This is a genomic window from Saccharopolyspora hordei (assembly GCF_013410345.1).
Classification (GTDB): Bacteria; Actinomycetota; Actinomycetes; order Mycobacteriales; family Pseudonocardiaceae; genus Saccharopolyspora; species Saccharopolyspora hordei.
This window is the reverse complement of record NZ_JACCFJ010000001.1, coordinates 5,496,779-5,523,405: the sequence shown is the minus strand read 5'-3', so window position 1 is coordinate 5,523,405 and position 26,627 is coordinate 5,496,779. Positions and strand designations below refer to the sequence as shown.

Here is a 26,627-nt window from a genome sequence, read left to right as displayed (position 1 = left end):
TGGGTACCCCGGCGTTGACGTCGTGATCCCCACGATGCGCCGGTTCGCCTGCCTGCCGGGAGGACGACATGAGCACGACGACCGGGATCCCCGGACACGAGTTGACCGAGGAACTGCTCCTGCAGGAGCTGCGCCACCTGCACCGGACCCGCCACGAGACCTTCCTGCACGGCTCACCGGACGCGCTGCGGGAGCACACCGCACGCACCTTCGAGCTGGAGCAGGAGTACTTGCGACGGCACCCCGAGCGGGCGGTCGACCCGCGGCGCACCCGCGCCGGGGCGCGGGGGGAGCCGCAGCATGCCTGAGCCGCGCATCGTGATCATCGGTGGCGGTCACGTCGGGCTGACCCTGGCGCTGCGGTTGCAGCGCAAGCTGCGCCCCGACGAGGCGACGGTCACCGTCATCGACACCCAGCCGCACATGACCTACCAGCCGTTCCTGCCGGAGGCGGCGGCCGGCTCGGTGGAGCCCCGGCACGTCGTGGTGCCGCTGCGCGAGGCGCTGCGCCGGTGCCAGGTGCTCACCGCGCAGGTGACGAGCATCGACAACGCCCACCAGGAGCTGACGGTGATGCTCGGCGACGGCAAGGTCGAGCACGTCGGCTACGACGTCCTGGTCGTGGTCCCCGGGTCGATCTCCCGCGCGCTGCCCATCCCGGGCCTGGCCGAGCACGGCGTCGGGTTCAAGACCATCGGCGAAGCGATCTACCTGCGCAACCACGTGCTGTCCAGGTTGGACATCGCGGCCAGCACGCACGACGAGGAGCTGCGGCGCCGGCTGCTGACGTTCGTGTTCGTCGGCGGCGGTTACGCGGGCATCGAGGCGATGGCCGAGCTGGAGAGCATGGCCCGCGACGCGATCCGCAGCTACCCGCCGATCGCGCCGGAGGAGATGCGCTGGGTGCTGGTCGAGGCGATGGACCGGATCATGCCCGAGGTCAGCCCGCCGATGGGCGAGTACACCAGGCAGCGCCTGGAGGAGCGCGGCATCGAGGTGAAGCTGAACACCACGGCCAAGTCCTTCACCGACGGGCACGTGGTGCTCTCGGACGGCGACGAGTTCGACGCCGACACCGTGGTGTGGACCGCGGGCGTCAAACCGCACCCGATGCTCGAGGACAGCGACCTCCCGCGGGACGCCAAGGGCCGGGTGGAGTGCACGGCGAAGCTGCAGGTCCGCGGCACGCACACGGTGTTCGCGGCCGGGGACTGCGCGGCGGTGCCGGACCTGACCAGCAGCGACCCGGACGCCCTGTGCAGCCCGTCCGCGCAGCACGCGGTGCGCCAGGCCAAGGTCCTCGCGGACAACATCGCGGCGCTGCTGCGCGGCCAGCCGCTGGTCAACTACAAGCACCGCTACGCCGGGTCGGTCGCCGGGCTGGGCCTGTTCCAAGGCGCGGCCGAGGTGTACGGGGTGAAGCTCAAGGGCTTCCCGGCCTGGCTGCTGCACCGCGTCTACCACCTGGCGCGGATGCCCACGGCGTCGCACAAGGCCCGCATCCTCGGCGACTGGCTGCTGGAGCTGCCGTTCCGCCGCCAGGTCGTGGCGCTCGGCGAGCTGCACGACCCGCGCGCCGAGTTCATCAAGGCCGCCAACACCCGTGGGCTGCCGCGGCCGCACGGCGGCGTCGCGGCCGGATGAGCCGGGCGGCCCCGCCCCGCGGGCCGGTCACTCCAGGCCGGGGAGCGGCGCGACGCCGTGGTCCCAGCGCAGCAGCCGCCGGGCCTTGCCGGTCTCGGCCCGGGGGAGGTGGTTGTGCGGCAGCACCCGCACGACGCAGCTGATGCCGAGCCGGGCGTGCAGCGCCGCGACGAGGTCGCGCTCGATCGCCGCCGCGTCGTCGTGCGCATCGCGCGGTTCGACCGCGACGCGCAGCTCGGGCCGCGACCGGTCGCGGCGGTCCTCGACGATGAGGTAGTGCGGCGCGACCCGCGGGTCGGAGAGCACCACGGCCTCCACCTCCGACGGGAACACGTTGACCCCGCGGATGACCAGCATGTCGTCGGTGCGCCCGATCACCCGGCTCATCCGCCGCAGCGTCCGCGCCGACCCGGGGACCGGGCCGTGCAGCGCGGCGACGTCACCGGTGCGGTAGCGCAGCAGCGGCGTCCCGGTCTTGGTGAGCGTGGTGAAGACGAGCTCGCCGGGCTGCCCGTCGGCCAGCGGCTGCCCGTCCGGCCCGACGATCTCGGGGTAGAAGTGGTCCTCGGCGATGTTGAGCAACCCGCCGGAGTCCAGCGACTCGCACGCGACCCCGGGCCCGATGATCTCGGTCAGCCCGTAGATGTTGAGCGCCCGCAGCCCCAGCAGGGCCTCGATGCTCTGCCGCATCTCCTCGGTCCAGGGCTCCGCCCCGAACAACCCGACCCGCAGCGAGAGCTGCTCGGCGGTGATGCCGGTCGAGGCGAACGCCTCCCCGAGGTAGAGGGCGTACGAGGGCGTGCAGCACAGCACGTCGGGCTTGAGGTCCAGCAGCAGCCGCAGCTGCCGGTCGGTGGCGCCGCTGGACACCGGCAGCACGGTGGCCCCGAGCCGGGTCGCCCCGTGGTGCACCCCGAGCCCCCCGGTGAACATCCCGTACCCGTAGGAGCAGTGCACGAAGCTGCGCCGCGTCACACCCGCACCACCCAGCGCACGCGCCATCACGTGCGCCCACACGTCCACGTCGTGCGCGGTGTAGCCCACCAGCGTCGACTGCCCCTGGGTGCCCGACGACCCGTGCACGCAGACGATGTCCTCGGCCGCCGCCGTGCGCAGCCCGAACGGGTAGGCGTCCCAGAAGTCCTCCTTCGACACCATCGGCAGCAGGTGCAGCTGGTCGAGCGAGACGTCGTCACCCCGCTCCACCCCGCAGTCCCGCAACCGCGCGGCCTGCACCCCGCCGGCCCCCAGCAACCGGTCCACCAACCGGCGCAGCCGTTGCTCCTGCACCTCGCGACGTCGCTCCGGGGCGGCTCCCTCGGCTTCCGGGGCCACCAGCGGAGGACTTACCCCCTGTGCTGTCGCCACGACCCTCGGTGTACCAGCTGCAGGTCAGCAGGGGTAGATCCAACTAGGGGTACCCCCCTGAAAACGGCTCCGGAGGGCTGTTGTACTGTATTGGCACACGAGATGAACGGGGCCGGGAACGGACCGGGAGGCTCGGACAACAGAACGAGGGGCTGTAGCGCAGTTGGTAGCGCACTTGACTGGCAGTCAAGGGGTCACGGGTTCGAATCCCGTCAGCTCCACACCAAACTAGCAGGTAGCGGGGCCGATGTTCGCGAGAGCATCGGCCCCGCTGCTTCGTTGAGTGACTAACTGAGTGACTACCGCTCCCCGCGCTGTTCCGAGAAGAGCCGATCCATGGTGCCCCGGTCGTCGACGAGCACCGGGCGGAGCTGGTGCCGATAGACCAGCTCGGTCACCCTGCTGCCGCTGTGGCCGACGAGGCGCGCGATGTCTTCGAGCGGGACACCCGCGTCGGACATCAGCGAGACGAAGCTGTGCCGTAGCTCACGGGGCGTCCATTCCTTCGGGTTCAGCTCGGCCGACTTGACGACCTTGCGGAACTCGCGGCGTACGTTGTGCGCGTCCTGCTCCGTGCCGACCGTGCTGGGGAACACCAGGCCGTTCTCCTGCCACCGGGGACCAGCCGCGAGCTTCGCCGCGCGCTGACGGAGCCGGTGCAGTCGCAAGGCGATCACGCAGCGCCGCGGAAGCGCCAGCGTGCGGCGCGACTTCTTCGTCTTCGTGTCGCCCCCCTCCCGGACCGACCGCCACACCGAGATCGAGGGTGGCCTCGGAGGCTCCGCGTTCAGGTCGCCGTAGAGGTCGACGTGATCCCAGGTGAGAGCACGCAGCTCCTCGGTGCGCGCACCAATCAGGAGCGACAGCACGATGTACGCGTGCAGTGGCGAGGATTCGGACGCTGCCAGGATTCTTTCCGCCTGCTCGAAGTTGAGCGACTTCGACGGCCGCCCTTCTTGCCCGGTGGGGATCTCGCACAGCGCCACGACGTTCCGCTTCACCTTGTCCCGGACCTGCGCGCGCTTGATCGCCCGGTTCAGGATCGAGTGCAGCAGTCGAACGGTTCGCGTGCTGACCTCGCCTGCTCGGTCGGCGAGCCACTCGTCAACGTCATCGGCAGTCAACTCCCGGAGCTTCCACTTGCCCAGGTGCGGAACGATGTGGACGTTGATCAGGTGCCGGGCGTTGTCGACAGTGGACTTCGAGCGCCCGGCAAGGCCGTGCTTCAGCCAGTCCTCCAGCGCGTCCTCGACGGTGTAGGTCGCGGAACCGGACGGAAGGCCGTCCTCGTGGTCCCGCAGGATCTCCTTGAGCTTGTCCTTGGCCTCGGTCTTGGTCTTCCCGCTCGCCCGCTTGACGATGCGCTTGCCGCGGCCGTCGTAACCGAGGCTGGCGGTAGCGATCCAGCGCTGCCGCCTCTCGTCCCAGTGCAGGCCGCCGTCGCCTCTGCTACGCCGCTTCGCCACTGCTGGCCTCCTTCGCCTCCTTCTCAAGCAGTTCCACGTACTCGGTGAGCGCGGACGCCGGGATGAACCGCGAAGCGCCCTGGGTCACCGACCGCAGCCGACCGCGACGGATCTGCTCGTAGATCGTCGACCGGCTCATGGAGAGCAGGACCATCGCTTCGGGGATCGGGTACAGCAGTCGCCTCGGAATCTCGTCCGGCGTGAAGTGCGCGGCGGTCATGCAGCCCCCTTCGTGTCAGCAGTGGGCGGGGTAGCCGTCCCAGCCGTCCCATCCGTCCCAATGCAGGTCAGCGCGGGACGGCTGGAGGCGGTGGGACGGCTCTTGCCGTCCCAGGCGTCCGGGTTGGCGTGGTCGGTGGGACGGCCCGAGCCGTCCCAGAGGGTCAAGCCGTCCCGCTCTGACCTGGGCGGGGACGCTTGGGACGGCTGGGACGGAACCCCCTCGGTCGGGCAGTAGCGGGTCCAGGCGTCGTGGAAGTCGCTGCGGCGGTAGCCCTTGGCCTGGGTGCCGTCGGGGAATCGGACGTTGCCGGAGCGGATCTCGAACTCTGCCAAGAGCTTGGCGAGCTTGGCGGCGTTGAGTCCGGCCTTGCCGTAGTTGGGCCAGGGGGCTTCCGGGTCGGCGTTGAGCTGGCGCAGCAGCTCGGTGGTGGAGATGGCGGGCTGGTCGCCGAACGCGGTGCGGCAGTCGATGAGCAGTCGGGTGCGGAGCGAGCCTTGGTTGGCGCCGGCGGCTTCGGCCAGCAGGTCGACGGCGGCCTGCCGGGCGCGGTCGGGCCAGTCGCCTCCGGCGTGGTCGGCGACGATGATCAGGGGCTCCCAGGTGTCGGCGGCGCGGTCCTCGACCGGCATGGCTGGCTCGGCGGCTTCGAGCGCGGCGATGTCGGTGCGCAGCCAGCGCTGGAGGCGGTCGCCGATGCTCACCAGCACGGGGCGGTCCCGCCGGTAGCGGTAGGGCGAGACTGCTTCGCCGGGTGCGCGGCGGCGCATGCGGATGACGACGGCGCGGTCCTCGATGGTGTCGGGCATGGCGCCGATCCCGGCGAGGGCGGCCATGGCGAAGGTGGGGATGGACTCGACGCGGTTGGTGGCGGCGTCGTAGCGCTTGGCGGGCCTGTTCCTCTGGTGTCCGGCGTTGAGCAACCCGCGCAAGTCTTCGTTGCCGTCAGCGTTGGGGCCGAAGATGGTGTCGGCCTCGTCGACGAGCATGGTCGGCGGGTCCTCGGTGATCGACCGGTACACCGCGGCCGGGGACGCGTTGGCCGAGATGAACGGCTCGTGGCAGGTCGCCTCGATCACGTCGAGGAGCCTCGACTTGCCGCAGCGCTTCTCCGGGGCGCGGATGACCAGCCGCGGGGCGTGCGCCCAAGCGGGCTGGGCGTGGGTTGCGGCGATCCAGAGCACCACCGCGTCGGTGGCCTGCGGGCTGGGCAGGATCACGTAGCGGGTGAGCGCTGCGTGCAGCTCGTCGAGCAGGGCCGCGCCCTGACGGGCGGCAGGGGGTGGCGTCACGGTGCTACCTCCGATGCTGTGTCGGGTGGCTCATGCCGCTTCTGCCTCCCACTCGATCGGTGGGTCCAGCAGGGCCGGCATGCCGTGCGGGTGGGGGACGATCGCGATCAGGCGGTCCGCGGACAGGACGGTCGTCAGGGCTTCGAGGTCGCCGCGTTTGGTCTCGTGCCAGTAGCGGATTCGGTAGGCGGGGCGGCCGTAGACGGGCTCGTGGTGGCGGCCTTCGACCTGGCCCACCCACGGGTATCCCTGGTGCCCACTCGAGGTGTGGCACCGGTGGTGGCAGTACGCGGTGTAGATCGGGTCGCGGTGGAAGGTGACCCAGTTCCCGCGCTGGGGCTGCGGGTAGTCGGAGCTCACGCCGCTACCTCCTCGCTGGTCCGCTCCGGCTGCATGAGACACAAGGCCGAGGCGGCTTGCTGGGGGACGACGCCGTTGCCGAGCAGCCGTAGTTGGTCGGCGCGGGTCAGGCCGGGCACGTCGGTGACGTGGCCCTCGGGCAGGCCCATCAGCCACTCGACGAAACGGGGTGCGAGTCGGCGTCCGCCGCGTCTGCCGGGCTGGGTGGGGGTGGGGGCGGGCCGGCCGAGTCGGCGTTCCCAGCGGGCGATGGCGGCGGCGTAGGGACCCCAATCGAGACCACCGCCGAGGGCAGCGTCAGGTCGCCGCTGCTGCCGCGCTGGTTCGGGCCTCCCTTGGTGCCGTCGCTGGCCTTCGGTGTTGGCAGTAGCGCGATCGTGGTCCGCGGGTCGGCTCCACCGCTGCCGTGGGTCCCGGGGCCGTGGGCGTCCGAGGTGGTGGGGGTCGGCAGCAGCGGTGCGGGCTCGGGCGAGAACGAAGACCCGGAATCGGGCGTGGGGTGCGCCGGTGTCGGCAGCGCGTAGGCCGCACCACCGCGCGTCATACCCGAGGTCGGCCAGGTCGCCAAGAATGGCTCCGAGTGCCCGCAGAACAGGCCCTGGCCGGTCTCCCACACACCACGGGCAGGGTTCCATCTCGCGAGTGGCTGCAGGGGCGGAAAGCAGTCCTCGGACATTCTCGATCACCACCAGTCGGGGTCGGAGCGTGTGGATGGCATGGGCGGTGTGGGTCCACAGCCCGGAGCGGGTGCCGGGGGCGAGTCCGGCGCGGCGGCCGGCGAGGCTGACGTCCTGGCAGGGGAAACCCGCGGTGAGCACCTCGACCGGCTCCACACCGGTCCAGTCGATACCGGTGACGTCGCCGTGGTTGGGCACGTCGGGCCAGTGGTGGGCGAGCACGGCGGTGGCGGCGGGGTCGTTGTCGGCGTGCCAGGCCACCCGGCCACCCAGCACGCGCTGAACGGCCAGGTCGAGTCCGCCGTAGCCGGAAAACAGGCTGCCGATCCTCATGCGACCCTCCTGATGCCCGGTCGGTGCTGCACCGCCGCCGCATCGCGGTTTTGTGCGGTGAGTTCGGCGTCCAGGCGCTGCCAGAGGTCGACCAGGTCGTCGTCGAGCTCGGTCATCGCCTGCAGCTCGGTCACCTCGGCCCGGTCGGCGGCGTCGAGGAGTCGCTGGGCGTGCTCGCGGACCCGGCGGCGGACCGCGGTCTCGAGGACCGCGCCGCGCAGGTAGGGCCCGGCCTCGGGGAACGGGGCGTGCTGGTAGGTCTCGAACAGCCACAGCGCGACCTGCTGGTGGGCGTGCTCGGTCTCCAGTAGGCCGCGCCGCTGGGCCTCGGCCAGCAGCACCCGGGGGTCGGGAGCGGCCCCGGCGGCGACCACGCCGACGATGAGCTCCAGGACCACGCCGCGGATGCCGGGCCCGGCATCCGCCGGCCGCAGTCCGGCCAGCAGGTCCCGGGCGGTGGCGGCGGTGCTGGCCATCAGGCAGCCGAGGAAGCCCCGCACAACGTCGTAGTCGGGCGCCGGGTCGAGGTGGGGTGTGGTCATGCGGCCTCCTCGTCGTCGAGCTGGGCGGGGCTGACCATGTGCCGGTAGGTGTCGTCGGGGCGGCCGTCGTCGGTGACCGGGCGCAGCAGCCACGGCCGCGATGGCGAGGCGGGGACGGTGACGTGCACGAGGTCGCCGCCGAGGTGGTGCAGCGCGGTGGCCAGCCGGTGGGTGAACATCCCGACCGTCAGCGCCGGCCCGGTGTAGTCGACCGCGAGCGCCTCCTGGGTGGTGCCGTGCTGTCCCCGGACCGCGATGCGGATTTCGTTGTCGGAGACGTCGATTCGGGCCTTCGGCGCGTCTTTGTGCACGCTCACGCGCTTGAGCGCGGCCTCGACCTCGGCGCGGGTCACCACGACGTCCTCGCCCGCCGCGGCGGTCAGGATGCGCTCGTAGCCGCGACCGGGGGCATCGACGGTGGCCAGGGTGATCCGCCGGGCTGCGGTCTCCAGCGCCAGCAGCGAGTCGCCGACACCGATGCCGATGCGCCCGTCGGGATCACCGGCCAGGGCCCGCGCGGCCGGCTCCAGCGCCGCGGCCGGCACCAGCACCCGCTTCACTGAGGACGTCGAGGCCCCGGCGGGCTCGGCGGGCACCTGGGCGGCGGCCAGGCTGGCGGAGTCCGTGGCGTACAGCCGCACCGACGGCGTCTCGCCGGGCAGGTCCAGCGCCATGCACGTCAGGTCGATCTTGTCCGCGCCGGCGGAGGTCGTCTTGCTCGCGGCGAGGGAGGCCGCCGCCGGGGCCACCCGCGCCACCGCCGAGATCAGTGCCTTGGCGGGGCACCACCACGACACCGCCGGGGCGACCGGGCGGGCCGGGTACTCCTCGACCGGCATCAGCGGCAACCGCGCCCGGCTGCCGCCGCAGGCCACCGTCAGCGCCATGCCGTCGGCGTGCAGTTCGACCGCTTGGTGCGGCAACAGCCGTGTGATCTCGGCCAGCAGCCGCGCCGACACCAGCACCCTCCCCGGCTCGGTCACCTCGGCCGGGACCTGGACCCGGGTGGCCGTGGTGGTGTCGAACCCCTCCAGCACCGCGCTGGGCGAGACGGCGGCCAGCAGGACGCCGCCGTAGATCGGCTCGGTGGCCCGTAGCCGGAGGTTCCGTGCCACGCACGTGGCCGCCTCCGCCAGAGCGGCGGGCTCGGTGATCCGTGCGCGCATGCTCACGCCACCTCCTCGACGATCGCGGGGAACAGCGGCACCTGGCCCTCGACGGGGTGCGCCACGGCGATCCGGTCGGTGCCCACGCACCGCACCAGCCCGGTCGTGACGTGCTCCCACACCCGCGGGACGCGGTGCGGGCGGATCGGCGAGCCGCAGTGTCGGCACGCCGAGGCCTCCGGGTGCTCGGTAAACCAGCAGCTGAGCCGGTCAGAGCGGGACATGCTGTGCTCGTCGTTCATTGCGTGCCTCCTTCGGGCCACTGACGAGTCGACGGCGGACAGACGACTACTCTCAGTGGTCAACTCGGGTTGTGTCGGACCGGGCGCCGGTTTTCGGGCGAAGCGGCGCCGGCGGGTGAGGTGGTGAGTTAGATCGGCGGTTGTGGGTTAGGTTTCTAACTTCGGGTGGTTATGGGCTCTGGCCTGCGGAAGTTAGGCGAGTTAGGCAGTTAGGCCGGGCGCTGTCGAGGGCTTTGGAGGCCCGGAAATCGGACCTGTCCGTGGTCGTTGCCGGCCTAACTCGCCTCGGTGGTGTCGTCGGTGGTCGCGGTGTCGTGGCAGGCTCCCTGCGCCGCCAGTTTGTTACGGACAGTGACGGGATCGACGGGGTACTTGTTGCCGGTGGAGGGCACCGTCACGCCGCGTTCGGCGAGCTCGTCGACCAGCTGTGTGCCGGTGAGGGGCTTGCCGTCGCGGTGGTAGGCGCTGCCGTACTGGGCGACCAGCGCCTTGGCGGCCTTGGCGGCGCTGACGGGTTCGGCACCGAGGACGGTGTCGAGGTCTGCCAGCAGGTCGCGCTGTTCCGGTTCGGCGGTGGGTCGGTCGCCGTTGACGGGCGTGCGGGGGTCGACGGCGTGCATGGCGCGGGCGATGACGTCGGTGGCGGCGTCCCAGCCGCGGTCGTCGTCGACCTCGATGTAGTACGTGCGCAGCATTTCGAAGAGTTCTTCGGAGATGCCGGTGACCACGCAGGTGCCGCGGTCGATGTTGAACCGCAGGTCGGTGGCCCGAATCCCGGCAGCGAACGACCCGTCGCCGAGGAAGCCGTCGTTGTTTCTCCAGCTCTTGACGTAGAAGCAGGCGTTGATGCCCAACTGCTCGACGAGCTCGGACGGGATCGCTTTCGCCCGCGAGGACTGGGTGTCGTACAGGGTGACGATGCCGGTCTTGCGGCCCCGCTTGACGATCTGAACGGCCAGCTCAGCAGCCTCCTTGCCCAGCTTCGGGCCGCGGACCACGTTGCCCTCCAGATCCACCTCCTCCGAGGCGGCGTCCGAGGAGAACATCTCGTGGCACTCGGAGAACCCGACGATCAGCGGCCGCAGGTCTGCGTGCTGCTCGGCCAGCTGACGGGTCAGCTTCTTCGCGCCGAGCCCGGCCAGGCGGGCCTCGCGCCGCTCGATCTCGGCGTAGAGCTCGCGCAGGTGCTCGACCGCGCGCTCGACGTGCCCACTGTCGGCGCCCTTGTCGTAGAGCGACAGGCGCGGGGAGTACTGGTCGAAGTCACCGTTACCTGCGAAGACGTGGATGCGCAGCTCTGCCAGCGGGTCGAGGGCCGCACCGAGGAAGATGACGCGCATCATGTTCGACTTGCCCTGGCCGGGCTGGCCGCCGACGCCGACGTTGGCTCCGACCAGCGGGAACGTCAGTTCCTCACCGCGCTGGTTGATCCCGACTGGGACGCCGGAGAAGACGTCGGCCAGCCCGTCGTGCAGCAACGGGTACTGCGGGGTCGGCTGCTCCATGACTCCGGCGTCTGCCACGTAGAGGTCGATGAACCCGCGGCGACCGCCCTTGACCTTGCCGTAGTCGGTCGGCCACACCTCGATCTCAGCGCGGTGCAGGTTGTGGGCCAGTACCGCACGCTTGTCGGCGACCATGCTGGCCGGGACCCCGTCGGGCAGGCTGAACCGCGCCCGGTAGCCCTTGAACAGCCCCTGTCCCTCTCGGGTGGGCGAGAGGTCGAACTGCGGCACCCATCCGTCCTTGAACGCTCGGTTGAGCGCGGGGATGCCCAGCCCCTTCAGTGCGCGCACGATGCCGTCGGCGGTGACCACCACCTCCTGGCCGTGACCAGCGGAATCGCGGTCGGCCAGCATCCACTCCGGGGCATCGGTGCGGCGCCGGCGCGCGTTGTAGCCCTTGAGCAGCACGCCCACCGCCACCGTCAGCGCGGCCCACGGAGCCCACGACGCGGCCCACGCCACGAACTCGAACCCGGTCTCCAGCGCGGAGAACAGGCCGTCCCAGACCTCGGCGAATCCCGCGCCACCAGGTCGAATCTGCGCCACGACCGCGGTCACCAGCGTGATGGCCAGGACGACACCGGCTAGTCCGGCGATAACAGCAGGCAGCCTGACCAGGAACTTCCCCCACACCTGGATGCGCTCCAGCAGGAGCTTGCGGCTCTCGATGCGCTGCCGCATCAGGTCCGCGGCGATCCCGTGCTCACCTGCGGCCTGCGCCGCCGCGATCTGGGCATCGATGTCCCGACCGGTCCACCGCCCGTAGAGGGCCGACAGCGTGTCGAACGCCCCGGCCGCGAGGTAGTAGCCGTGTCGAACCGTGGCTTTACCAGCGGTTTTCACCACCGGCCACGCCACGTCGGCCACCTCGGCGGCCTTCTTGGTCGTGCCGGCCAGCACCGCGGGCACGCGCTCCCACTTGACCGGCAGCGTGTCGGCCCGCACCTCCAGCTGCGCACCAGACTCGCCGGCCTCGGCGGACTGGGGGCCGTGCTCGGAGGTGTCAGTGCGCTCGGCGACCGCGCGCACCGCGGTGCCATCGGTCAGATCGGGCTGGTGGCCGCGAGGGAACCGGATCAGGTCTCCCAACGTGGTCTCCTTCTCGGGCATCATGGGGATCACCTCTCGGCCTGAGAGCAAGCGAGTTGAGGGGTATGTGCGGCCCCGCCCCGCCAGGCGGGGCCGCATCCCTATCGGGGTTAGGCGGCGACCGCCGGCGCGGCGCCGTCGTTCCAGTCGTCGCGCAGCTGCCGGGCCGTGCGGGCCGCGCAGCGCAGGGTCTTGCGGATCGACTCCGCCGAGGTCGGGTCGACCACGCCTGCCTCGACCGCCCTGCGCAGCTCGGCTCGCAGCTGGTCGAACGAGCGCCGCGCAGGCTCCGGGATCGAGCCTCGACCGTCCCTCGACTCCTGCAGGTCAACCGCCGAATCCGGGGTGGTTGAGTCGGGCTGCGGTCGAGCCTCGACCGACCCGGCGTCGGCCTCGTCCGCCAGCAGGGCACGCAACTCGGCGTCGATCCCGTCGAGCTCCGTTGTGGGGCCGTCGTCTCCGGCTCCCGGCAGCGTGGTCGAGTCGAGGCGGAGGCGTCCGGTCCAGCTGCGGCGCAGGGTCACCACGCCGGGGGCGTAGAGCAGCCGCACGGTGCCGTCGGCGTCGAGCTCGCCGACCGCGCGTCGCACCGCCGCGCGTTCCATCCGGGTCACCCGGCGGGCCGCGATCCGCTCGGTGCGCGCCGCCCGACGCTCGGCATGGGTGCGACGCGATCGCATCGGGGCGGCGGTGATCAGCTGGTGGGCCACCACGCCGCCGACCGACACCAGCGCCATCACCACGCCGTCAGCGACGCCGCCGCCCCGCATCGTCGCGCCGTGCAGGAAGTTCAGCGCCGCGGCGACAGCGGCGAAAGTCCAGACACCGGCCTGCAGCCACCCGGTCGGCTTGCCGCTCTTGCGGGCGGCGTGTGAGGCGAATGCGAACGCCCACATCGCCGCCTCGGAGAACAGCGGCAATCCCCACCCGACCGGACCGTAGACCTCGTAGCCGTAGGCCGCCATTGCCGACCACGCCATCACAGCCGGCACGACCACGATCACGCTCAACGCCAGCTCCACCACGTGCCCGCGCAGCCACCCGGCCGCCGCGGCCAGCGCTTCTCCCCGAGCCTTCGCGTTGAGGCGCTTCTGCTCGCTCTGCGCGGCCATCAGCTTTGCCTGCGCCTGCGCGTGCTTGATCGCGGCGTTCGCTCGCGCTTCCTCCGCCTGGGCGGCTGCGGCCACTCGCTCGGCTTTGTGGTCGTAGAACGTGGTCATCGCTGGTACCTCCGAGCCGTCGCTGCCGCGACCACGCGGGTCGGGGCGGGCGGGATGCGGTCGATCCAGGTCATGAGCCGGTCCGAGCAGCGGTCCAGCACGTGCACCGCGATCGCCAGCAGCACCGCCGGCATCCGCAGCGCAACCGCCAGCACGAACATCGCCCCGACCAGCAGCGCGCGCGGCGCGGTGTAGTCCCGCACGTAGTCCGTCGAATTCATGCCGGGACCCCCGCTTCCAGCTGCGCCAGACGAGCCACCAAGCGCGCCGGGCTGATGACGCCGATGTTCTCGTCCAGTAGGTCCAGCGCGCGGCGCTCGGCCGCGTCGCGGAACGGGGTGATCAGCGCAAACATCAGTCCAGGGGTCGTGATGTCCATGCCGTGCACCGTCAGCCGCGTCGTCGGGTCCTGTGAGTCGTACTTGCCGAGCACGGCGTGCACCGGCTTGACCTGCTCGGTCACCCACTTGTGCAACACACGGGCCTTGATCGGTGCGTCGGCCAACCAGACCTGCACGACCACCACGTCGTCCTCGTCGAAGCTGCGCACAGTCGACACCGGCCCGAGACCGGCCTCGTTCATCGCCGCGGCCAGCTCCTCATCGGTAGGCACTTCGAAGTTCGTGGTCATGCCGACACCTCCCCGGCGTTCGGCTCACTGCCTCGCACCAGGCCGGTGCCGTCGATCCCCATCGAGTCCAGGACCGCCTCGTCGTAGTCGGTCCACCATTCCCCTACCATCGGAAGTCCTCCTGATCAGCGCGCAGAGCTGGTTGAGTGGGGACCCGGCCCAGCAGATGGTTTGGCGACTTGGCTGCTGGGCTGGGCCCTCATCGGTGTTCAGAGCCGGTAGCTGTACTGCTCGGCCTGGTCGATGGCTCCGGCCACGAGCTGGTGCAGCTCGGTGACCCGGGTCTCGGCGAGCTCGTTGAAGGCTCCGATGGCCTGCTGGGCCTCGGGCTGCTGGCTCATTCCCATCGCGGTGTTGAGCTGCCCAGTCACCTCGCGGGCCCACTCCTGGATTTGGGCCAGTGCGGCCAAGATCTGCTGGCCCTTGTCTCGGGTGCTGGCGACCGCGGCCTGGACTTCCTCGATGCCGGCCATGCTGGTACCTCCCGTGTTCGTGCTGGCGGGCGTGTTGTCGGCGTTGGACGTGGTTGGGGGTTTCGGCTCGCGCTGGACCGGCAGCGGCTTACCGGTGACCTGGGAGCGCCAAGGGCCGCTCTGGCCCTGCATGCCTCGCAGCTGCATCTCGAGGTAGTCCCCGGTCGGCATGTCCGCGCCGTGCGGCGGTGGAGCGTCGATCTCGTCTCGGTAGGCGCCGCACTTGCAGTACCAGCGCACTGTTATGCCGTCGATCTGCTCGCCGTAATCCTTCTTGTGCCCCGGGCAGGACAGCTCTCGACGCCGCGAGCTTCCCGGACTGTTATCCCCGGTCAGGAACGGCGGCGGCTGCCGCTTCTTGAAGCACCACATGCCATCTCCTCTGGCTCAGAGCGCGGTGATCAGGGCCGTGACGAACAGCCACAGCCAGTGCCAGGACTGGTCCAGCACGTACGCGCCGGTCCCGAGGTTCGGGTTGTCGTCGTGACCGTCGCGGGGAGCGCCAAGCCGGTAGAACCCGGCGTTCCCGCTGATCGCGGCCAGCCGCGCGAGGGTGAAGCGGCGGTCGGCCCAGTAGTGCGTCACCGCGGAAACCGCTTGCCCGGCCAGGAACCCGGCGGCGGTGATGGGCAGCCCCAAGACCGTCCACACCAGACCGACCGCGAGCGCGGTCACCAGCGTGTAGCTGGCGACGTGTCGCAAGCACGCCCACCGGCCCGTCCAGTCCGGACGCCCCTTGTTCGCCGCCTGGTGCGAGGTCTGCACCCAGTGATCCGCCACGTTGTGCGCCACCAGCAACGACGGCAGCACCACCGCGAACGTCACCGCCGACTCCAACCCGACCATCACGCGGCCTCCCCGAGGTTGGGAGCCTCGGCGGCCCGGTTGTCGACGGTCGTCGCGATCAGGCGCAGCACGCGGTTGTCCGTGCGCCGCTGCTGGCGGCGAATCCGGGTGTGCTCGCCGGGGCCCATGGCCGACCACCTGTAGACCGAGGCGACCCCCATGGGGGCTCCCAACTCGGCGGTGACGACCGCTTCCCAGTAGTCGCGGACCCGGAGCTGGTCCCACTCGTCGAGGTTCGCCTCGCAGAACGCCAGCTCATCGGCTGACGGCTCCATGTCCTGGTACATCCCTACTCCCTCCTGGTGTCGTAAGACATATCCGATGTATGAAGACATTAGGGGTGGAGGGGTGCCCTGTCAACCCCATGTCTTAAGACGGATTCGGTACGCTGATCGCGTGGTTGCGAACGAAGCCCAAGAGGACAAACGCCCTGCTAGCCGCCGTGTCGCTGACGAGCTACTGGCGCTGATCGACTCCGGTGCCCTGCGTCCGGGTGATCCGCTGCCGACGTATCGCAAGCTCGCGGGGGACTACGGCGTGGCGGTCAACACCGCCATGGCGGCGGTACGTCACTTGCAGAAGTCCGGAGCTGTGACGATCCGGCCGCACGCTGGTGCGCGGGTGAGCGATCGATCGGAAGCCGTCGACGTCGCCGCGGAACTCAACCAGGCGCGTTCCGAACTTGGCGAACTCCGCGAGCAGGTCCAGCACGTCTCCACCGAGCTGGCCGAACTTGAGCAGCGGCTCAGTGCTCTTGCTGACCGACTGGGCAAGCCCGCCGAGTAGCGTCGGCATGCGCTCTACCGGCTGAAGACCTCCCGCAGGAACGACGCGACCCCGTGGGCGGCCGTGCCTAGCCACGACAACGCGTCCTTCACCCAGGTGGCCGCGTCGCTCGGGTAGTTCACCACGAGCAGCACCAGAGCCAACCCCAGCACCACCTTGACCACCTTCGAAAGGACTCCGCTGCTGGACTGCATCATCGGGAACGAGTTCTTTGCCATTGCTGACTCCTTCGGCCTGTGCCTCAACAGCCGCGAACACCTGCAGGAACTCGCTGGTCTCGGCTGTTTTCGCTGTCATGCCTCAAGAATCGGGCGTGTTTGCCAAGATGAGTAGATGAGTCGGTGGTGAGTCGATGGTGAGTCGCGCGGCTCACCAGGCGCTTACCAGGGAAGACGCAACGGGGGAGGCCCTTCGGTGGACGATGCGGACATGACGCCACTGAAGCGTGCGCGCCTCGCCGCTGGCATGTCGCAGGGGCAGGTGTGCGCGCAACTGCGGAAGCTTCGGCAGAAGCGCGACGCCCTGCCGCCGAAGGAATCCAGCATGAAGCGCATGTACATCGAGTGGGAGCACGGTCGGGTCGATCCGACCGACTGGCGCGAGGAACTGTGTGAGGTGTTCCAGCTCCCGCCCGCTGCGCTGGGCTTCGTCGAGGTTTCGCCGCCTCCCGCGATCGAGCTGCCGACAGCGCTCGACGTGTTTCGAATTGACCCGGAACTCGTTGAGATGCTGGAAGAGCAGACCAACCACTACCGGCTGATGGATCGCAAGGTCGGCGCGGCGATCATCCCGCAGACGGTTGCGCACGTGGAGCACATGCAGCAGTTACTTCGGAACGCACTGCCAGGGAAGCACTTCTCGTCTGCTGCGGTGGCCCTTGCGGAGGGAGCAGCCCTCGCGGGTTGGCAGGCGCTCGACGCTGGCGACATCAAGAAGGCGTGGGACCTACACGACATCGCAAAGACCGCGGCACGGCAAGGCGATGATGCGGCGTCGCTCGCGCACGTCACTGCACAGCAGGCGTACGCACTGCTCGACGCGGGTCGGGCTGCCGATGCGGTCGAGCTGATCCAGTACGCGCACACCCCGGAAACGGCGAAGCGGGTTCCGCCGCGCCTTCGGGCCTGGCTCGCGGCTGCTGAAGCCGAGTTCCTGGCTGCCGCAGGCCAGGGGGACCAGGCGCGCCGCCTGCTCGATGTAGCTGTCGAAGTGCTTCCGTCGGGTGACACCGACCCCGAGCTGCCGTATCTCATGCTCAACCAGACACACCTGGCGCGCTGGCGTGGTCACTGCCTCGCTCGCCTCGGCGCGAGCGAGGCAGTAGACGAGCTGACATCTGCGCTCGACGGTGACCAGGCGCTGTCGTCGAAGCGGGCAGAGTCGAGTCTCCGCGTGGACCTCGCCTTGGCGCTCAGGAGCCGCGGGGACATCGCAGGCTCAAAGGAGCATGCGCGACGCGCTGCCGAACTGGCGGGTAGAACGGGGTCAGCTCGTCAACGCGCACGTATCGCCGACCTGCTGGCGGACTAGTCCGCGTCCTTGCCCAGCGCCAGGTAGTGGAGCAGCCCCACGAGCGTGCCGGAGTTCTGGATCTTCCCTTCTCGGATCAACTCGGGCACACGTGCCAGCGGGACCCATTCGAACTTGCCTTCGTTGACCTCGATCGGGTCGCCTACCAGCTCCGCGCCGCGTCCAAGGAAGACGTGATGCGGGTTACGCAGCATGCCGACGGCAGGCTCGAAGGTGATCAGCCGCTCAAGCGACCGCGGGCGGTAGCCGGTCTCCTCGATCAGCTCCCGTTCGGCGGTCCGCTGCGGATCTTCGCCGGGGTCGATGATCCCGCCGGGCAGCTCCCAGTTCCAGAGATCGGGCGCGAAGCGGTGCCGCCATGCCATCAGCACGTTCTGCCCGCTGTCATCGATGAGCACGGTCATCGCTGGAGGCGGGAACCACACCGTGTGGTGTTCGAACCGCTCGCCGGAAGGCTGGGAGATGTCGGCCAGGCCGACGCGCACCCAATCGCTTTCGTAGACGGTGCGCTCACCATGAACGGTCCACTTGGACGCCTCATCGGTCACGGGTGGTTGGCCTTTCTGCTCGGCTTCGCTGGCTACGCGGATCGCAGCGCCCCTGCTTCCCCCAGTCTCCCACCCCCAGGGGCCCTGTAGAGCCCCTTGATGGGTAGCGTTCGGCCATCAGTCGCCCTACGACCTGACGGGCTCCTACGGCGCGTACAGACCCGGCAACGGGCCAGGTTTTGCGCCCTCAGATCGCCGTGGCGCGTCGATCACATCGTTGGCCGAGAGATTGACCACGGGAAGCCGTGGAGGGCTTCTGAGGCGTGCTCATGCGTGACTAAGAGCGTGTCTCACTTGGCTTGTTTGAGCTTCTTGAAGCAGGTCAGTGCGGCGGCGAGGGCGAGGAAGCCTTTGAAGGCATCGGCGCGGCGTTCGTAGCGGATGGTCAGGCGTCGGTAACCGGCCAGCCAGGCGATGCTGCGTTCGACGACCCAGCGGTGGCGGCCCAGTTTCTGGCTGGTCTCGATGCCGATGCGAGCCAGGCGGGGCGACAATTCCCCGTCGCTGCAACCAGACTCGGCGTTCGGCACTGTTGTATGCCTTGTCGCCGTGCAGCTTGCCGGGCTTGCGGCGGCGAGGTCCGCGGCGGGACCGGATCGCGGGGATGGCGTTGACCAAGGGCTTGACAGCGAACCCGTCCGGGGTGTTGGCCGCGGAAATGCCGGTGGCCAGGGGCAGTCCGCCCCGGTCGGTGAGCACATGCAGCTTCGAGCCCGGCTTGCCTCGGTCGACCGGATTCGGTCCGGTCATAGCGCCCCCCTTTTCGCCCGCACCGCGGCGGCATCCACCACGGCCCGGGACCAGTCGATCAGCCCTTGACTGCCCAGCTCGTCGAGCACCCCCCGGTGGATCCGGGCCCACAATCCGGCCTCGGTCCATCGCAGAAACCATCGATGCGCGGTGGGCACTTTCACCCCGAACGACGGCGGTAACCACCGCCAGGCACACCCGCTGGTGAGCACATACACGATCGCGGTGAACACCTTGCGTGCATCCGCCGGTGCCCGCCCACCACCCTGCGGGCGCTCTCCAGCCTGTGGAATCAGCGGCTCGACCAGCTCCCAGAGCTCGTCGGGAACCAACCGCTGTGACAACGCATCAACCACAGACGATGATCTTGCCCTGAACACCGATCAAGATCCAAACGAGACACGCTCTTATGTCGAACCGTAACTCGTGTACTCAACTTGAGTACACGTACAAACGGTGAATTAGCCTGTACTATGCGTGATCAGGCTGGTTGCGATCGGAGGTAGGCGTTGGCTCAGCAGCTCCCGCCAGCGGTGATGAAGATCGTGTTGGGCAACGAGCTCGCTCGGCAACGTGTCGAAGCCGGGCTGAAGCAGGACGACGCGGCGGAGGTCTTGCGCTGTACCCAGCAGAAGATCGCCCACATCGAGTCCGGCAGCGGTATCCGGCCAGTGGAGCTGGATGCACTGCTTGAGCGCTATGGAGCCACCGAGGCCGACAAGGCGTACGCCCGCGATCTCCAAGCCGAAAGCAACCGCCGGACCAAACGCGGCGCGTTCAGTACACGGTTCCGGCAGCACATGCGGCTACTGGTCGACATGGAGCCGAGCTGCCAGAGAATCTTCTCGTATCGTGCGATGAACATCCCTGGTCTGCTGCAGACTGAGCAGTACATGCGCACCTTGTTCCGCGCGTGGCGCCCCTCGCCGAGCCAGGAGCAGATCGACCAGGACACCGCCGACCGGCTGGCACGTCAGCGCGTACTCGACAACACCGATCAGCAGTTCTGGTTCATCATCGACGAAGCCGCACTACGCCGGTGGAGCGCAGGCAGCACGGAGGTCATGAAAGAGCAGGTCATGCGGCTTGTCGAGGCCGTCGACCGCCCGAACATCGACCTTCAGCTCGTCCCGTTCAATGTCGGCTACTACATGGGGCAGGGCCACGACTACTCGATTTTCGAGTACGACACCAAGACTCCAGTCAGTATCGTTTACCTGGAGCAACACGATGGTGGTACTTACGTGGATGACAGCAAGCGAACGGCGCAGTACCTGACGCTGTGGGACCAGCAGAAGGCTGCAGCGTCTGGCCCCGAGCAGACCCGCCGCATCCTGCTCGATCTTGCTGACACCCTATGACCGCCAGCCAGCAGCAACACAACGAAGGACAGCAGCGGAGATGACCTCCAACAACACCAGCACAGCTCGCCGTGACGGCCCTACCGGGGCGTGGTTCAAAAGCTCGCGCAGCAAACCGAACGGCAACGAGTGCGTCGAGGTCTGCTTCGGCACCGATCTCGTCCACATCCGCGACAGCAAGGACTGCGGTGCCGGCCCGGTTCTGAGTGTCCCCGCTGGTCACTGGGCACGGTTTCTGGACGAAGTCGTTGGACGTGCACCGGTCGACTCCAACACGGTGATCAAGATCGTGATCGGCGCCGATGGCGGAGCAAGCCTCCACGCGCGCAGCAACCCGGACAAGATCCTCTCGTACACGCCGGGCGAGTGGTCCGCGTTTGTCGCCGGCGTCTGCAATGCGGAATTCGATCTGCCCGACACCGAGGTGCTTGCCGCCTGAGCCCGTTTGCCAAGACTGGGGTCGCCCCACGGACGGGGCGACCCCAGTCGTCTTGCGGGTGGTCGGTCACGCGAAGTCGGTGACGATCGAGCTGGCGACCATCATGGGTTGGCAGGGGCATTCCTACGTGCTTGATCGCGTGGTGTCAGGGGTCGGGTCGATGCTGGGGTATGTCGGCTGCGGAACTTCGGGGCGGAGTTGACGAAACTGGCCGCCCAACTCCCTGCATCCCCGCTGTCAACCAGCACGGCGGCACCGATGCGGCCTCGAGGACACCGTCCCGGGCTGCAGCGGCACCCGACACCTATTGGGCTACGGCCGAGCACTACGCCGCTCAATACGGAGGAGTTGACGCTTGGCGGATGCTGCCGGTACCGCGGGGTCGTTGCGCATTCCACCGCTGCCAGCACCGCTCCGGGTCGGCGTTGCTGGCGGATCTGACGGGTGAGGGCGCGGGCTCGTTTCGAGCCGATGCGGAGCTTCCAGCGGAGCGTGTCGGCTGAAATCGGACGTCGGTACAGGTTCCAGTGCTCGGCGTCGAGTCGGTGGGCCTCCTCACATAGCGGATCACCATACTCACCATGCGGTGACTCTGGGTCAACATCGGCCTTGTTGGCTCCGTGACCAGGCACGTTGTTCACCACCGTGCGCAGTGCTGGCATCTCCTCAGCCTCATACGGGACTCCCACGAGCACGGTGTCCCTCGACGTGACGGACTCCGAATCAGTCTCGGACGCAGCCAGAACCACCGTCGACCACCACGGACGCGTGGATCAACCTGCCGAACACTGTATGCGCGAGCCTGCTTGATCTGCTCGACGACGTTGTGCGCTTACTCGGCGTTCCGCCTGACGCACCGCCCGGCAACTGCGCCCGCCGCGCAGATCAGGAGCGGGAGAGGCAAGCCAAAAGTTCCGCAAACCGACATCGCACCAGTGGTTCGGAACAGTTCGTCTCCGGCAAAACGCCTTGTGGTTGCCGTGACAGCGCCACCGTCGGAACGCTTGGCTAGTAAGCAATCGAGCACGGCGGTACGAATTTCGGATCAACCCAAGACTGGAAAGAGACGGGCGCCGCCCTGGAGGGCGACGTCCGAAGTCCTCTTGGTTACTTCTCGGCTGCGGTAGCCGGCTCGACGGCTGGCTCGTTCGAGAGGATGGCGGTAACACGGTCGGTCCAGCGACTCATGAAGTTGACCATGATCGCTGCCGCGACGAAGAATGTGGACATGATCATCAGGCCACGGTCGGTGGAACCGGTGGCGTCCTTGAGCACGCCCATCACGTACGGGCCGGCCAGACCGCTGAGGCTGGCCAGTCCGTTGACCATCGCCAACGCCACCGCGGCGAGTCCGCCCGCGAACGCTTGGGCCTGCATGGTCTGGAAGGTCGACAGTGACCCGAAGAACCCTGCCCCGGCCAGGCTGACGCCGACCAGCGCGAGCACCGCGCTGCCGGTGGACGCTGCGATCGTCAAACCCACCGCCCCCGCGAGCTGTAGGAACGTGAGGTGCCAGGTCCGTTCGCCGGTGCGCGTGACGGTTCTGGCCACTACCAGCATCACCACGGCGGCGAAGACCCACGGCAGGGCGGAGACCAGGCCCGCCGCGGCGGCGCCGAGTTCGAAGCGCTCCTTGACGATGGTGGGGAGGAAGTAGGTGATCGACCAGTAGCCGATGGTCATGCAGAAGTACAGCACTGTGAACATCCAGGCGGCGGGACGCCGCAGCACCGCTAGTAGCTGTCGGGGTTCGTGTGCGGACGCGTTGTTGCCCTGGACACCGGTTTCGGCCAGGTAGGCCTTCTCCTCAGTGGACAACCAGTGGGCTTCGGTGGGGGAGCTGGGCAGGCGGAACCAGATGTAGGCGGCCAGCAGCAGAGCGGGCAGGCCCTCGAGCAGGAACGCCCAGCGCCAGCCCGCCAGTCCCAGCAGGCCGTCCAGCGACAGCAGTGCCGAGGTGAGCACCGAGCCGGTCGCCAATGCGAAGGGCACGGCGAGGTTCATCAGTGAGTAGGCCTTGGTCAGAATCCGCGGCGGGCACCACATCGCCAGGAACAGCAGCGCGCCAGGTGAGAAGCCTGCCTCGGCCACGCCGAGCATGATGCGCACGACGTAGAGCGTGAATTCGTTCTGCACGGCCGCCATCAGCATCGTGACCGCGCCCCAGGAGAACATGATTCGGGCGATCCAGCGCCGGGCGCCGAACTTGGCCAGCGCCATGTTCGACGGGATCTCCATGAAGCAGTATCCGATGTAGAACAGGCCTGCTGCCAGGCCGAACGCCGAGGCGGTGAGCCCTAGGTCTTCCGACATCGGTTCGGCTAGCACGCCGATGTTCGCTCGGTCGATGTAGGAGATGAACATCCCGATCATGATGATCGGCATGATCCGCAGCAGCAGCTTGCGGTAGATCCGTCTCTCGATTTCTGGCGGCGCGCTCGCGCCGAGGTGATTCGCCATTGAATCCGTTCCCTTGCAGTGTGTTCAGCTGGTACCGGTGCTGCTAGCGGTCGGTGCGGTAGTAGTCCAGCTTTTTGCGGTCGATTTCGATGCCCAGTCCCGGACCGTGCAGTACCGTCATGGCTCCGTCGGTGATGCGCAGTGGTTCGGTGAGCAGGTCGTCGGCCATGTCGAGGTAGTTCGACAGCTCGGCGGCCTTGTTCGCGGTCGTGCGTTGTGAGGCGCCGAAGGCCAGCGAGCAGGCGGTGCCGACCTGGCCGTCGATCTGGTTTCCGATGACCACCTCGGCGCCGAGGCCTTCGGCCAGGTGGGCCACGCGCAGCGAGTCGGAGAAGCCGGTGCGGGCGGTCTTGATGCTGATCGCGTTCGCTGCGCCTGCCAGCAGCTCGCGGGTCACGTCGGCTGGCGTGGGCGCGGACTCGTCGGCGACGAACGGCACAGGGCACTGGCCGACGAGCCAGCGGCGGCCGAGCACGTCATCGGCCGGGCACAGCTCCTCCACCCGCGAGAGGCCAAGGTCGGCCAGTTCGCGGACGGCGCGGGCGGCTTCGGAGGCGGGCCAGCCGCGGTTGCCATCCAGGTAGAGCTCGGCGTCGTCGCCGACGGCGTTCCGGATCGCTCGGCACACCGCGATGTCCCGGTCGATCGGGAGGCGGCCGACCTTGACCTTGAAGGAGTCGATGCCGAATTCGTCGCGCATCCGGATCGCCTCGTCGGCCATGGCCGCGGGATCGTCGAAGCCGAGCATGTGGCTGACCTGGAGGCGCTGCGCATAACCGCCGAGCAGCCGGTGCACGGGCTGGCCGACGGCCTTTCCCCACGCGTCCCACATGGCCATGTCGATGGCCGCCTTGGCGGTAGGATTTCCCACCGTCCGAGCTAGTTTCGCGCGCACCGGCTCGCGGTCGAGGATGGACGCACCGCGGATCGCCGGAGCGAACAGCGAGTCGATGACCGCGACGATGGACGCTTGGGTCTCGCCGTAGGTGTAGGGCCGCGGCGGGGCCTCGGCAACGCCGACGATGCCGTCCTCGGTTTCGACCTCGACCAGCACGTTGTCGGCGACCTCGATGTGGCCGCTGGCGAAGTGCAGGGGCTTCCGGTAGGGGATGGCGAACGGGATTGCCCGGACGTCGATGATCCGCATGTGGATGTCCTGTGGTGCTAGCGCCGGAAGTACCGGCTGGATGTGGCGTGTCAGCTCAGGTAGGTGCGCACGAGCATGCTGTCGTCGTGCTCCAACAGGCCGAGTTCGGCGGCGCGGGCGTACTGCGACTTGGCCGCCTTGAGCAGTGGGACGTGCGCTTGGCAGGTCTCGGCCTCCTGCTCGACCAGCCCGTTGTCCTTGGCCAGGATCGCCAGGCGGGTGAGCACGTCGTGCTGGTCGTCCGGGCGGGCCATGCGCGGACCTCGCTCGTCGAAGAACCAGGAGGCGCCCGAGCCGCCGCTGATCACCTCGACGGTCTTGGCCGGGTCCAGGCCGAGTCGGGAGGCCAGCGCGACGGCTTCGGCAGCCGCGGCCAGGTGCACCGAGCTGCACAGCTGGTTGACCAGCTTGGTGGACTGTCCGTCGCCGGGTCGTTCGCTGACCCGCACAACGGTGCCGAGGGCTGCGAAAATCGCTGCCTTGTCGTCGATGGCGCCATCTGGTCCTGCGGTGAGGAAGCGCAGCTGGCCGCGTTCGGCGCCGGGGACGCCTCCGGTGACGGGAGCGTCGATGACGACGGCACCGGCTTCGGCCAGCAGTGCGGCGGCGTCGCGCGCGGCCTGCGGACCGGTGGTGGAGGAGATGATCCAGGTTTCGCCGTCTCGGCGCCGCTCGCACGCGGCTTTGGCGGTCTGCAGCAGCTGCTCGCCGGTGGCCACCAGGACCAGCACCACGTCAGTCGTCGGCAATGCGGCGAGTTCGGCGACAGCGGCCAGTCCCGCGCCGGCCGCGCGGGCTCGGGCATCCGGGTTTGGGTCGACCGCGCGCACGGTGTGGCCGTGGGCGGCCAGACGTTGCGCCATCGGTGCTCCGATGGCGCCGAACCCGACCACGGCGACCGAGAATCCGCTGGCTGCAGGGGAATCGTTCATCAGGCCTCACTCCTTCGAGGCGGAGCTGCGGTGCTCGCCGCCTTCGCGGAGTAGCTAACGACGCGAATCCTTTCCTGTCCAACACGGAATCAGGAACCAGTGATATCGAGACCATATAGATCAGGGGTGGGCAGTGCGGATTCACCGACTTCGAGCACCCGCTGCAGCGCGGGGGAGTCGTTGTCCGATCGCCATCCCAGCGCAGCGAACAGGTGGCTGGGGCCGGTGCCCTCGATCGGTTTGTAGACGATGCCGACGGTCTGGGCCTGGCACACCGAGCTGAGTGTGATGGTGACGCCCGCACCGGCGGCCACCAGCGCCAGCACGGTCGCCGAATCCGGCGCGACTTGCACGACCTTCGGCGGGAAGCCCGCCGAGAGGCACATGCTGTGCATCGTCGCACGCAGCATGGACCGGGCTCCCTCGGGCAGGCTGACGAACCCGTCGTCGGAGAGGTCCTCGAGCTTTACGGCGTCGGCGTCGGCGAGCCGGTGGTCTTCGGGTAGCGCGCACAGGACCTGCTCGACCTGCACGATCCGGTGGCTGAGCTCTGGGTGTGTGATGGGCACGCGGACGAAGGCGAGGTCGAGATCGCCGGAGGTCAGCTGGTCGAAGGCGGTGTAGACGTAGGTCTGGGACTGCAGCACCAGTTCGATGCCGGGATGCGTGCGCCGCACCGCGTTGGTCAGCAAGGGCAGGGCGCGCTGGCTGGAAGCGCCGGCGAAGCCGATCCGCACCCGGCCTTCCTCGCCTGAGGCGATGGAGGTCGCGATGTCGCGCACGGCGGCGACCTGGTTGAGCGCGCGCCGTGCCGGTGGCAGCAGGCGGCTACCGGCGTCGGTGAGGGTGACGCTGCGCGTGCTGCGCTGGAACAGTGGGAGGTGGAGTTCCTTCTCCAGGTGTCTGATCCGGTTGCTCAGCGGTGGCTGCGCCATGTGCAGGCGCGCTGCCGCACGGCCGAAGTGCAGCTCCTCGGCGACGGCGACGAACGCTTCCAAGTCGCGCAGGTCCACAGCCCACATCCTCCCCATTTATAACGGGTCGATATCAGTCCCTATGGGATTGGTATTGGAATAGTAAGGCCTGGCGGACGAACATGGGGACAGGAGGGCATCAGGCCCGTTGAGAACCACGGAAGGACCGATACCGATGAAGCTGCGCCTGCACCACGTCAACGTCGTTTCGGACGACATGGAGGAGCTGCACTCCTTCTACCGGGACGTCCTCGGGTTGGAAACGGCGCCGCTGCCCCCGATGATCGAGCACCTGGGGCACCAGAACGACCGCACCGAGTCCGAGGACGACGGCAAGTGGAAGGCCAACGTCGCCTTCTTCAACGCCGACGGCAAGGACGAGCTGCAGATCCACGCCGGACGGCGGCAGGCGTACCTGGGCGCGCGCATGGGGCACGCCATCAATCCGCTGCTCACCGGGCACTTCGCCTTCCGAACCGACGACCTCGACGCGGTGCGCAAGCACCTCACCGAGGCCGGCATCCCGTTCTCCGACTACGGCGAGTGGGCCGTGAAGGATTGGGACCAGATCTTCCTCACCGACCCGGCGGGCAACGTCATCGAGATCCACGAAGTCATGTCCTGAC

General features: G+C 68.9%; 29 protein-coding genes, 1 tRNA gene and 2 pseudogenes. 8 read left to right on the top strand and 24 right to left on the bottom strand.

Annotated features, from left to right (window positions below; all coding sequences use genetic code 11):
* The first annotated feature begins 68 nt into the window (after window positions 1–68).
* A complete protein-coding gene (locus HNR68_RS25205) occupies window positions 69–308 on the top strand; it encodes a DUF6158 family protein (RefSeq protein ID WP_179724196.1) in 240 nt (79 codons plus the stop codon).
* Complete coding sequence (locus HNR68_RS25200) at window positions 301–1,644, top strand: NAD(P)/FAD-dependent oxidoreductase (RefSeq protein WP_179724195.1); 1,344 nt, start codon at window positions 301–303, stop codon at window positions 1,642–1,644. The genes HNR68_RS25205 and HNR68_RS25200 overlap by 8 nt, the downstream gene beginning before the upstream one ends.
* 27 nt (window positions 1,645–1,671) lie before the next feature.
* Here the strand turns inward: HNR68_RS25200 and HNR68_RS25195 are convergent, their stop codons facing one another.
* Window positions 1,672–3,012, bottom strand: coding sequence for an AMP-binding protein (locus tag HNR68_RS25195; protein WP_179724194.1), 1,341 nt, complete (start codon window positions 3,010–3,012; stop codon window positions 1,672–1,674).
* Window positions 3,013–3,160: 148 nt separating this feature from the next.
* Here HNR68_RS25195 and HNR68_RS25190 point away from each other — a divergent pair.
* Window positions 3,161–3,233: transfer RNA gene (locus tag HNR68_RS25190), tRNA-Ala, on the top strand.
* 78 nt (window positions 3,234–3,311) lie between these two features.
* Here the strand turns inward: HNR68_RS25190 and HNR68_RS25185 are convergent.
* The 15 genes and pseudogenes from HNR68_RS25185 to HNR68_RS25115 all read right to left on the bottom strand — a co-directional run bounded on the left by HNR68_RS25185 (window position 3,312) and on the right by HNR68_RS25115 (window position 15,361).
* Window positions 3,312–4,478 (bottom strand): tyrosine-type recombinase/integrase, encoded by a 1,167-nt coding sequence (locus HNR68_RS25185; protein WP_179724193.1) that lies wholly within the window; start codon window positions 4,476–4,478, stop codon window positions 3,312–3,314.
* Window positions 4,462–4,698 carry a helix-turn-helix domain-containing protein gene (locus HNR68_RS25180; protein WP_179724192.1) on the bottom strand — a complete coding sequence of 79 codons (237 nt, stop codon included), beginning with the start codon at window positions 4,696–4,698 and terminating at the stop codon, window positions 4,462–4,464. The genes HNR68_RS25185 and HNR68_RS25180 overlap by 17 nt, the downstream gene beginning before the upstream one ends.
* Window positions 4,695–5,990 carry a DUF3631 domain-containing protein gene (locus tag HNR68_RS25175; RefSeq protein WP_179724191.1) on the bottom strand — a complete coding sequence of 432 codons (1,296 nt, stop codon included), beginning with the start codon at window positions 5,988–5,990 and terminating at the stop codon, window positions 4,695–4,697. The genes HNR68_RS25180 and HNR68_RS25175 overlap by 4 nt, the downstream gene beginning before the upstream one ends.
* Window positions 5,991–6,020: 30 nt before the next feature.
* On the bottom strand, window positions 6,021–6,350 hold the full coding sequence (locus HNR68_RS25170; protein WP_179724190.1) for a hypothetical protein: 330 nt from the start codon (window positions 6,348–6,350) through the stop codon (window positions 6,021–6,023).
* Window positions 6,347–7,360: a DNA cytosine methyltransferase gene (locus HNR68_RS25165; protein WP_179724189.1), complete on the bottom strand. Its 1,014-nt coding sequence runs from the start codon at window positions 7,358–7,360 to the stop codon at window positions 6,347–6,349. The genes HNR68_RS25170 and HNR68_RS25165 overlap by 4 nt, the downstream gene beginning before the upstream one ends.
* Window positions 7,357–7,902, bottom strand: a complete 546-nt coding sequence (locus HNR68_RS25160) for a hypothetical protein (RefSeq protein WP_179724188.1) — start codon at window positions 7,900–7,902, stop codon at window positions 7,357–7,359. Before HNR68_RS25160 ends, HNR68_RS25165 begins: the two co-directional genes overlap by 4 nt.
* Window positions 7,899–9,104: pseudogene (locus HNR68_RS25155) on the bottom strand (hypothetical protein); the annotation flags it as partial. The pseudogene HNR68_RS25155 and the gene HNR68_RS25160, both read right to left, overlap by 4 nt.
* Window positions 9,071–9,310, bottom strand: a complete 240-nt coding sequence (locus tag HNR68_RS25150) for a hypothetical protein (protein ID WP_179724186.1) — start codon at window positions 9,308–9,310, stop codon at window positions 9,071–9,073. The pseudogene HNR68_RS25155 and the gene HNR68_RS25150, both read right to left, overlap by 34 nt.
* A gap of 275 nt (window positions 9,311–9,585) precedes the next feature.
* The gene (locus HNR68_RS25145; protein WP_179724185.1) at window positions 9,586–11,928 is read right to left on the bottom strand and encodes a hypothetical protein; all 2,343 of its coding nucleotides are present in this window, start codon (window positions 11,926–11,928) and stop codon (window positions 9,586–9,588) included.
* 86 nt (window positions 11,929–12,014) lie between these two features.
* Window positions 12,015–13,124 carry a DUF2637 domain-containing protein gene (locus HNR68_RS25140; protein ID WP_179724184.1) on the bottom strand — a complete coding sequence of 370 codons (1,110 nt, stop codon included), beginning with the start codon at window positions 13,122–13,124 and terminating at the stop codon, window positions 12,015–12,017.
* A complete protein-coding gene (locus HNR68_RS25135) occupies window positions 13,121–13,345 on the bottom strand; it encodes a hypothetical protein (RefSeq protein ID WP_179724183.1) in 225 nt (74 codons plus the stop codon). Before HNR68_RS25135 ends, HNR68_RS25140 begins: the two co-directional genes overlap by 4 nt.
* Window positions 13,342–13,755, bottom strand: coding sequence for a hypothetical protein (locus HNR68_RS25130; RefSeq protein WP_179724182.1), 414 nt, complete (start codon window positions 13,753–13,755; stop codon window positions 13,342–13,344). The genes HNR68_RS25135 and HNR68_RS25130 overlap by 4 nt, the downstream gene beginning before the upstream one ends.
* A gap of 209 nt (window positions 13,756–13,964) precedes the next feature.
* Window positions 13,965–14,600 carry a hypothetical protein gene (locus HNR68_RS25125; protein ID WP_179724181.1) on the bottom strand — a complete coding sequence of 212 codons (636 nt, stop codon included), beginning with the start codon at window positions 14,598–14,600 and terminating at the stop codon, window positions 13,965–13,967.
* Between the two features lie 15 nt (window positions 14,601–14,615).
* The gene (locus HNR68_RS25120) at window positions 14,616–15,074 is read right to left on the bottom strand and encodes a DUF3307 domain-containing protein (protein WP_179725483.1); all 459 of its coding nucleotides are present in this window, start codon (window positions 15,072–15,074) and stop codon (window positions 14,616–14,618) included.
* The gene (locus tag HNR68_RS25115; RefSeq protein ID WP_179724180.1) at window positions 15,074–15,361 is read right to left on the bottom strand and encodes a hypothetical protein; all 288 of its coding nucleotides are present in this window, start codon (window positions 15,359–15,361) and stop codon (window positions 15,074–15,076) included. Before HNR68_RS25115 ends, HNR68_RS25120 begins: the two co-directional genes overlap by 1 nt.
* Window positions 15,362–15,470: 109 nt before the next feature.
* Between HNR68_RS25115 and HNR68_RS25110 the strand changes: the two genes are divergently transcribed.
* Window positions 15,471–15,860 carry a GntR family transcriptional regulator gene (locus HNR68_RS25110; protein WP_179724179.1) on the top strand — a complete coding sequence of 130 codons (390 nt, stop codon included), beginning with the start codon at window positions 15,471–15,473 and terminating at the stop codon, window positions 15,858–15,860.
* 14 nt (window positions 15,861–15,874) lie between these two features.
* Here the strand turns inward: HNR68_RS25110 and HNR68_RS25105 are convergent, their stop codons facing one another.
* Entirely contained in the window at window positions 15,875–16,078 is a 204-nt protein-coding gene (locus tag HNR68_RS25105) for a hypothetical protein (RefSeq protein WP_179724178.1), read from the bottom strand.
* A gap of 196 nt (window positions 16,079–16,274) precedes the next feature.
* Here HNR68_RS25105 and HNR68_RS25100 point away from each other — a divergent pair, with 196 nt between their 5' ends.
* Window positions 16,275–17,390 carry an NsdA family TPR-like regulatory protein gene (locus tag HNR68_RS25100; protein ID WP_343050402.1) on the top strand — a complete coding sequence of 372 codons (1,116 nt, stop codon included), beginning with the start codon at window positions 16,275–16,277 and terminating at the stop codon, window positions 17,388–17,390.
* Here HNR68_RS25100 and HNR68_RS25095 read toward each other — a convergent pair.
* The 3 genes and pseudogenes from HNR68_RS25095 to HNR68_RS27735 all read right to left on the bottom strand — a co-directional run bounded on the left by HNR68_RS25095 (window position 17,387) and on the right by HNR68_RS27735 (window position 19,044).
* Window positions 17,387–17,938 carry an NUDIX domain-containing protein gene (locus HNR68_RS25095; protein WP_179724177.1) on the bottom strand — a complete coding sequence of 184 codons (552 nt, stop codon included), beginning with the start codon at window positions 17,936–17,938 and terminating at the stop codon, window positions 17,387–17,389. The two genes, HNR68_RS25100 and HNR68_RS25095, sit on opposite strands and share 4 nt — an antisense overlap.
* A 290-nt stretch (window positions 17,939–18,228) precedes the next feature.
* Window positions 18,229–18,688: pseudogene (locus HNR68_RS27740) on the bottom strand (IS5 family transposase).
* Window positions 18,685–19,044, bottom strand: a complete 360-nt coding sequence (locus HNR68_RS27735; protein ID WP_029723004.1) for a transposase — start codon at window positions 19,042–19,044, stop codon at window positions 18,685–18,687. Before HNR68_RS27735 ends, HNR68_RS27740 begins: the two are co-directional and overlap by 4 nt.
* Before the next feature lie 153 nt (window positions 19,045–19,197).
* Between HNR68_RS27735 and HNR68_RS25085 the strand changes: the two genes are divergently transcribed.
* Both HNR68_RS25085 and HNR68_RS25080 read left to right on the top strand, forming a co-directional pair.
* Window positions 19,198–20,049: a helix-turn-helix domain-containing protein gene (locus tag HNR68_RS25085; RefSeq protein ID WP_246330527.1), complete on the top strand. Its 852-nt coding sequence runs from the start codon at window positions 19,198–19,200 to the stop codon at window positions 20,047–20,049.
* Between the two features lie 40 nt (window positions 20,050–20,089).
* Window positions 20,090–20,488, top strand: a complete 399-nt coding sequence (locus HNR68_RS25080) for a DUF397 domain-containing protein (protein ID WP_179724175.1) — start codon at window positions 20,090–20,092, stop codon at window positions 20,486–20,488.
* 1,107 nt (window positions 20,489–21,595) lie between these two features.
* On the opposite strand, the gene HNR68_RS25075 is transcribed toward HNR68_RS25080, so the two are convergent.
* The 4 genes from HNR68_RS25075 to HNR68_RS25060 form a co-directional block, all read right to left on the bottom strand.
* Window positions 21,596–22,948, bottom strand: coding sequence for an MFS transporter (locus tag HNR68_RS25075; protein WP_179724174.1), 1,353 nt, complete (start codon window positions 22,946–22,948; stop codon window positions 21,596–21,598).
* A gap of 43 nt (window positions 22,949–22,991) precedes the next feature.
* A complete protein-coding gene (locus HNR68_RS25070; protein WP_179724173.1) occupies window positions 22,992–24,095 on the bottom strand; it encodes a mandelate racemase/muconate lactonizing enzyme family protein in 1,104 nt (367 codons plus the stop codon).
* A gap of 50 nt (window positions 24,096–24,145) precedes the next feature.
* Window positions 24,146–25,027, bottom strand: a complete 882-nt coding sequence (locus HNR68_RS25065) for an NAD(P)-dependent oxidoreductase (protein ID WP_179724172.1) — start codon at window positions 25,025–25,027, stop codon at window positions 24,146–24,148.
* 89 nt (window positions 25,028–25,116) lie between these two features.
* Window positions 25,117–26,040: a LysR substrate-binding domain-containing protein gene (locus tag HNR68_RS25060; RefSeq protein WP_179724171.1), complete on the bottom strand. Its 924-nt coding sequence runs from the start codon at window positions 26,038–26,040 to the stop codon at window positions 25,117–25,119.
* Window positions 26,041–26,176: 136 nt separating this feature from the next.
* On the opposite strand from HNR68_RS25060, the gene HNR68_RS25055 reads away from it, so the two are divergent.
* The gene (locus tag HNR68_RS25055) at window positions 26,177–26,626 is read left to right on the top strand and encodes a VOC family protein (protein WP_179724170.1); all 450 of its coding nucleotides are present in this window, start codon (window positions 26,177–26,179) and stop codon (window positions 26,624–26,626) included.
* Window position 26,627 lies beyond the last annotated feature (1 nt).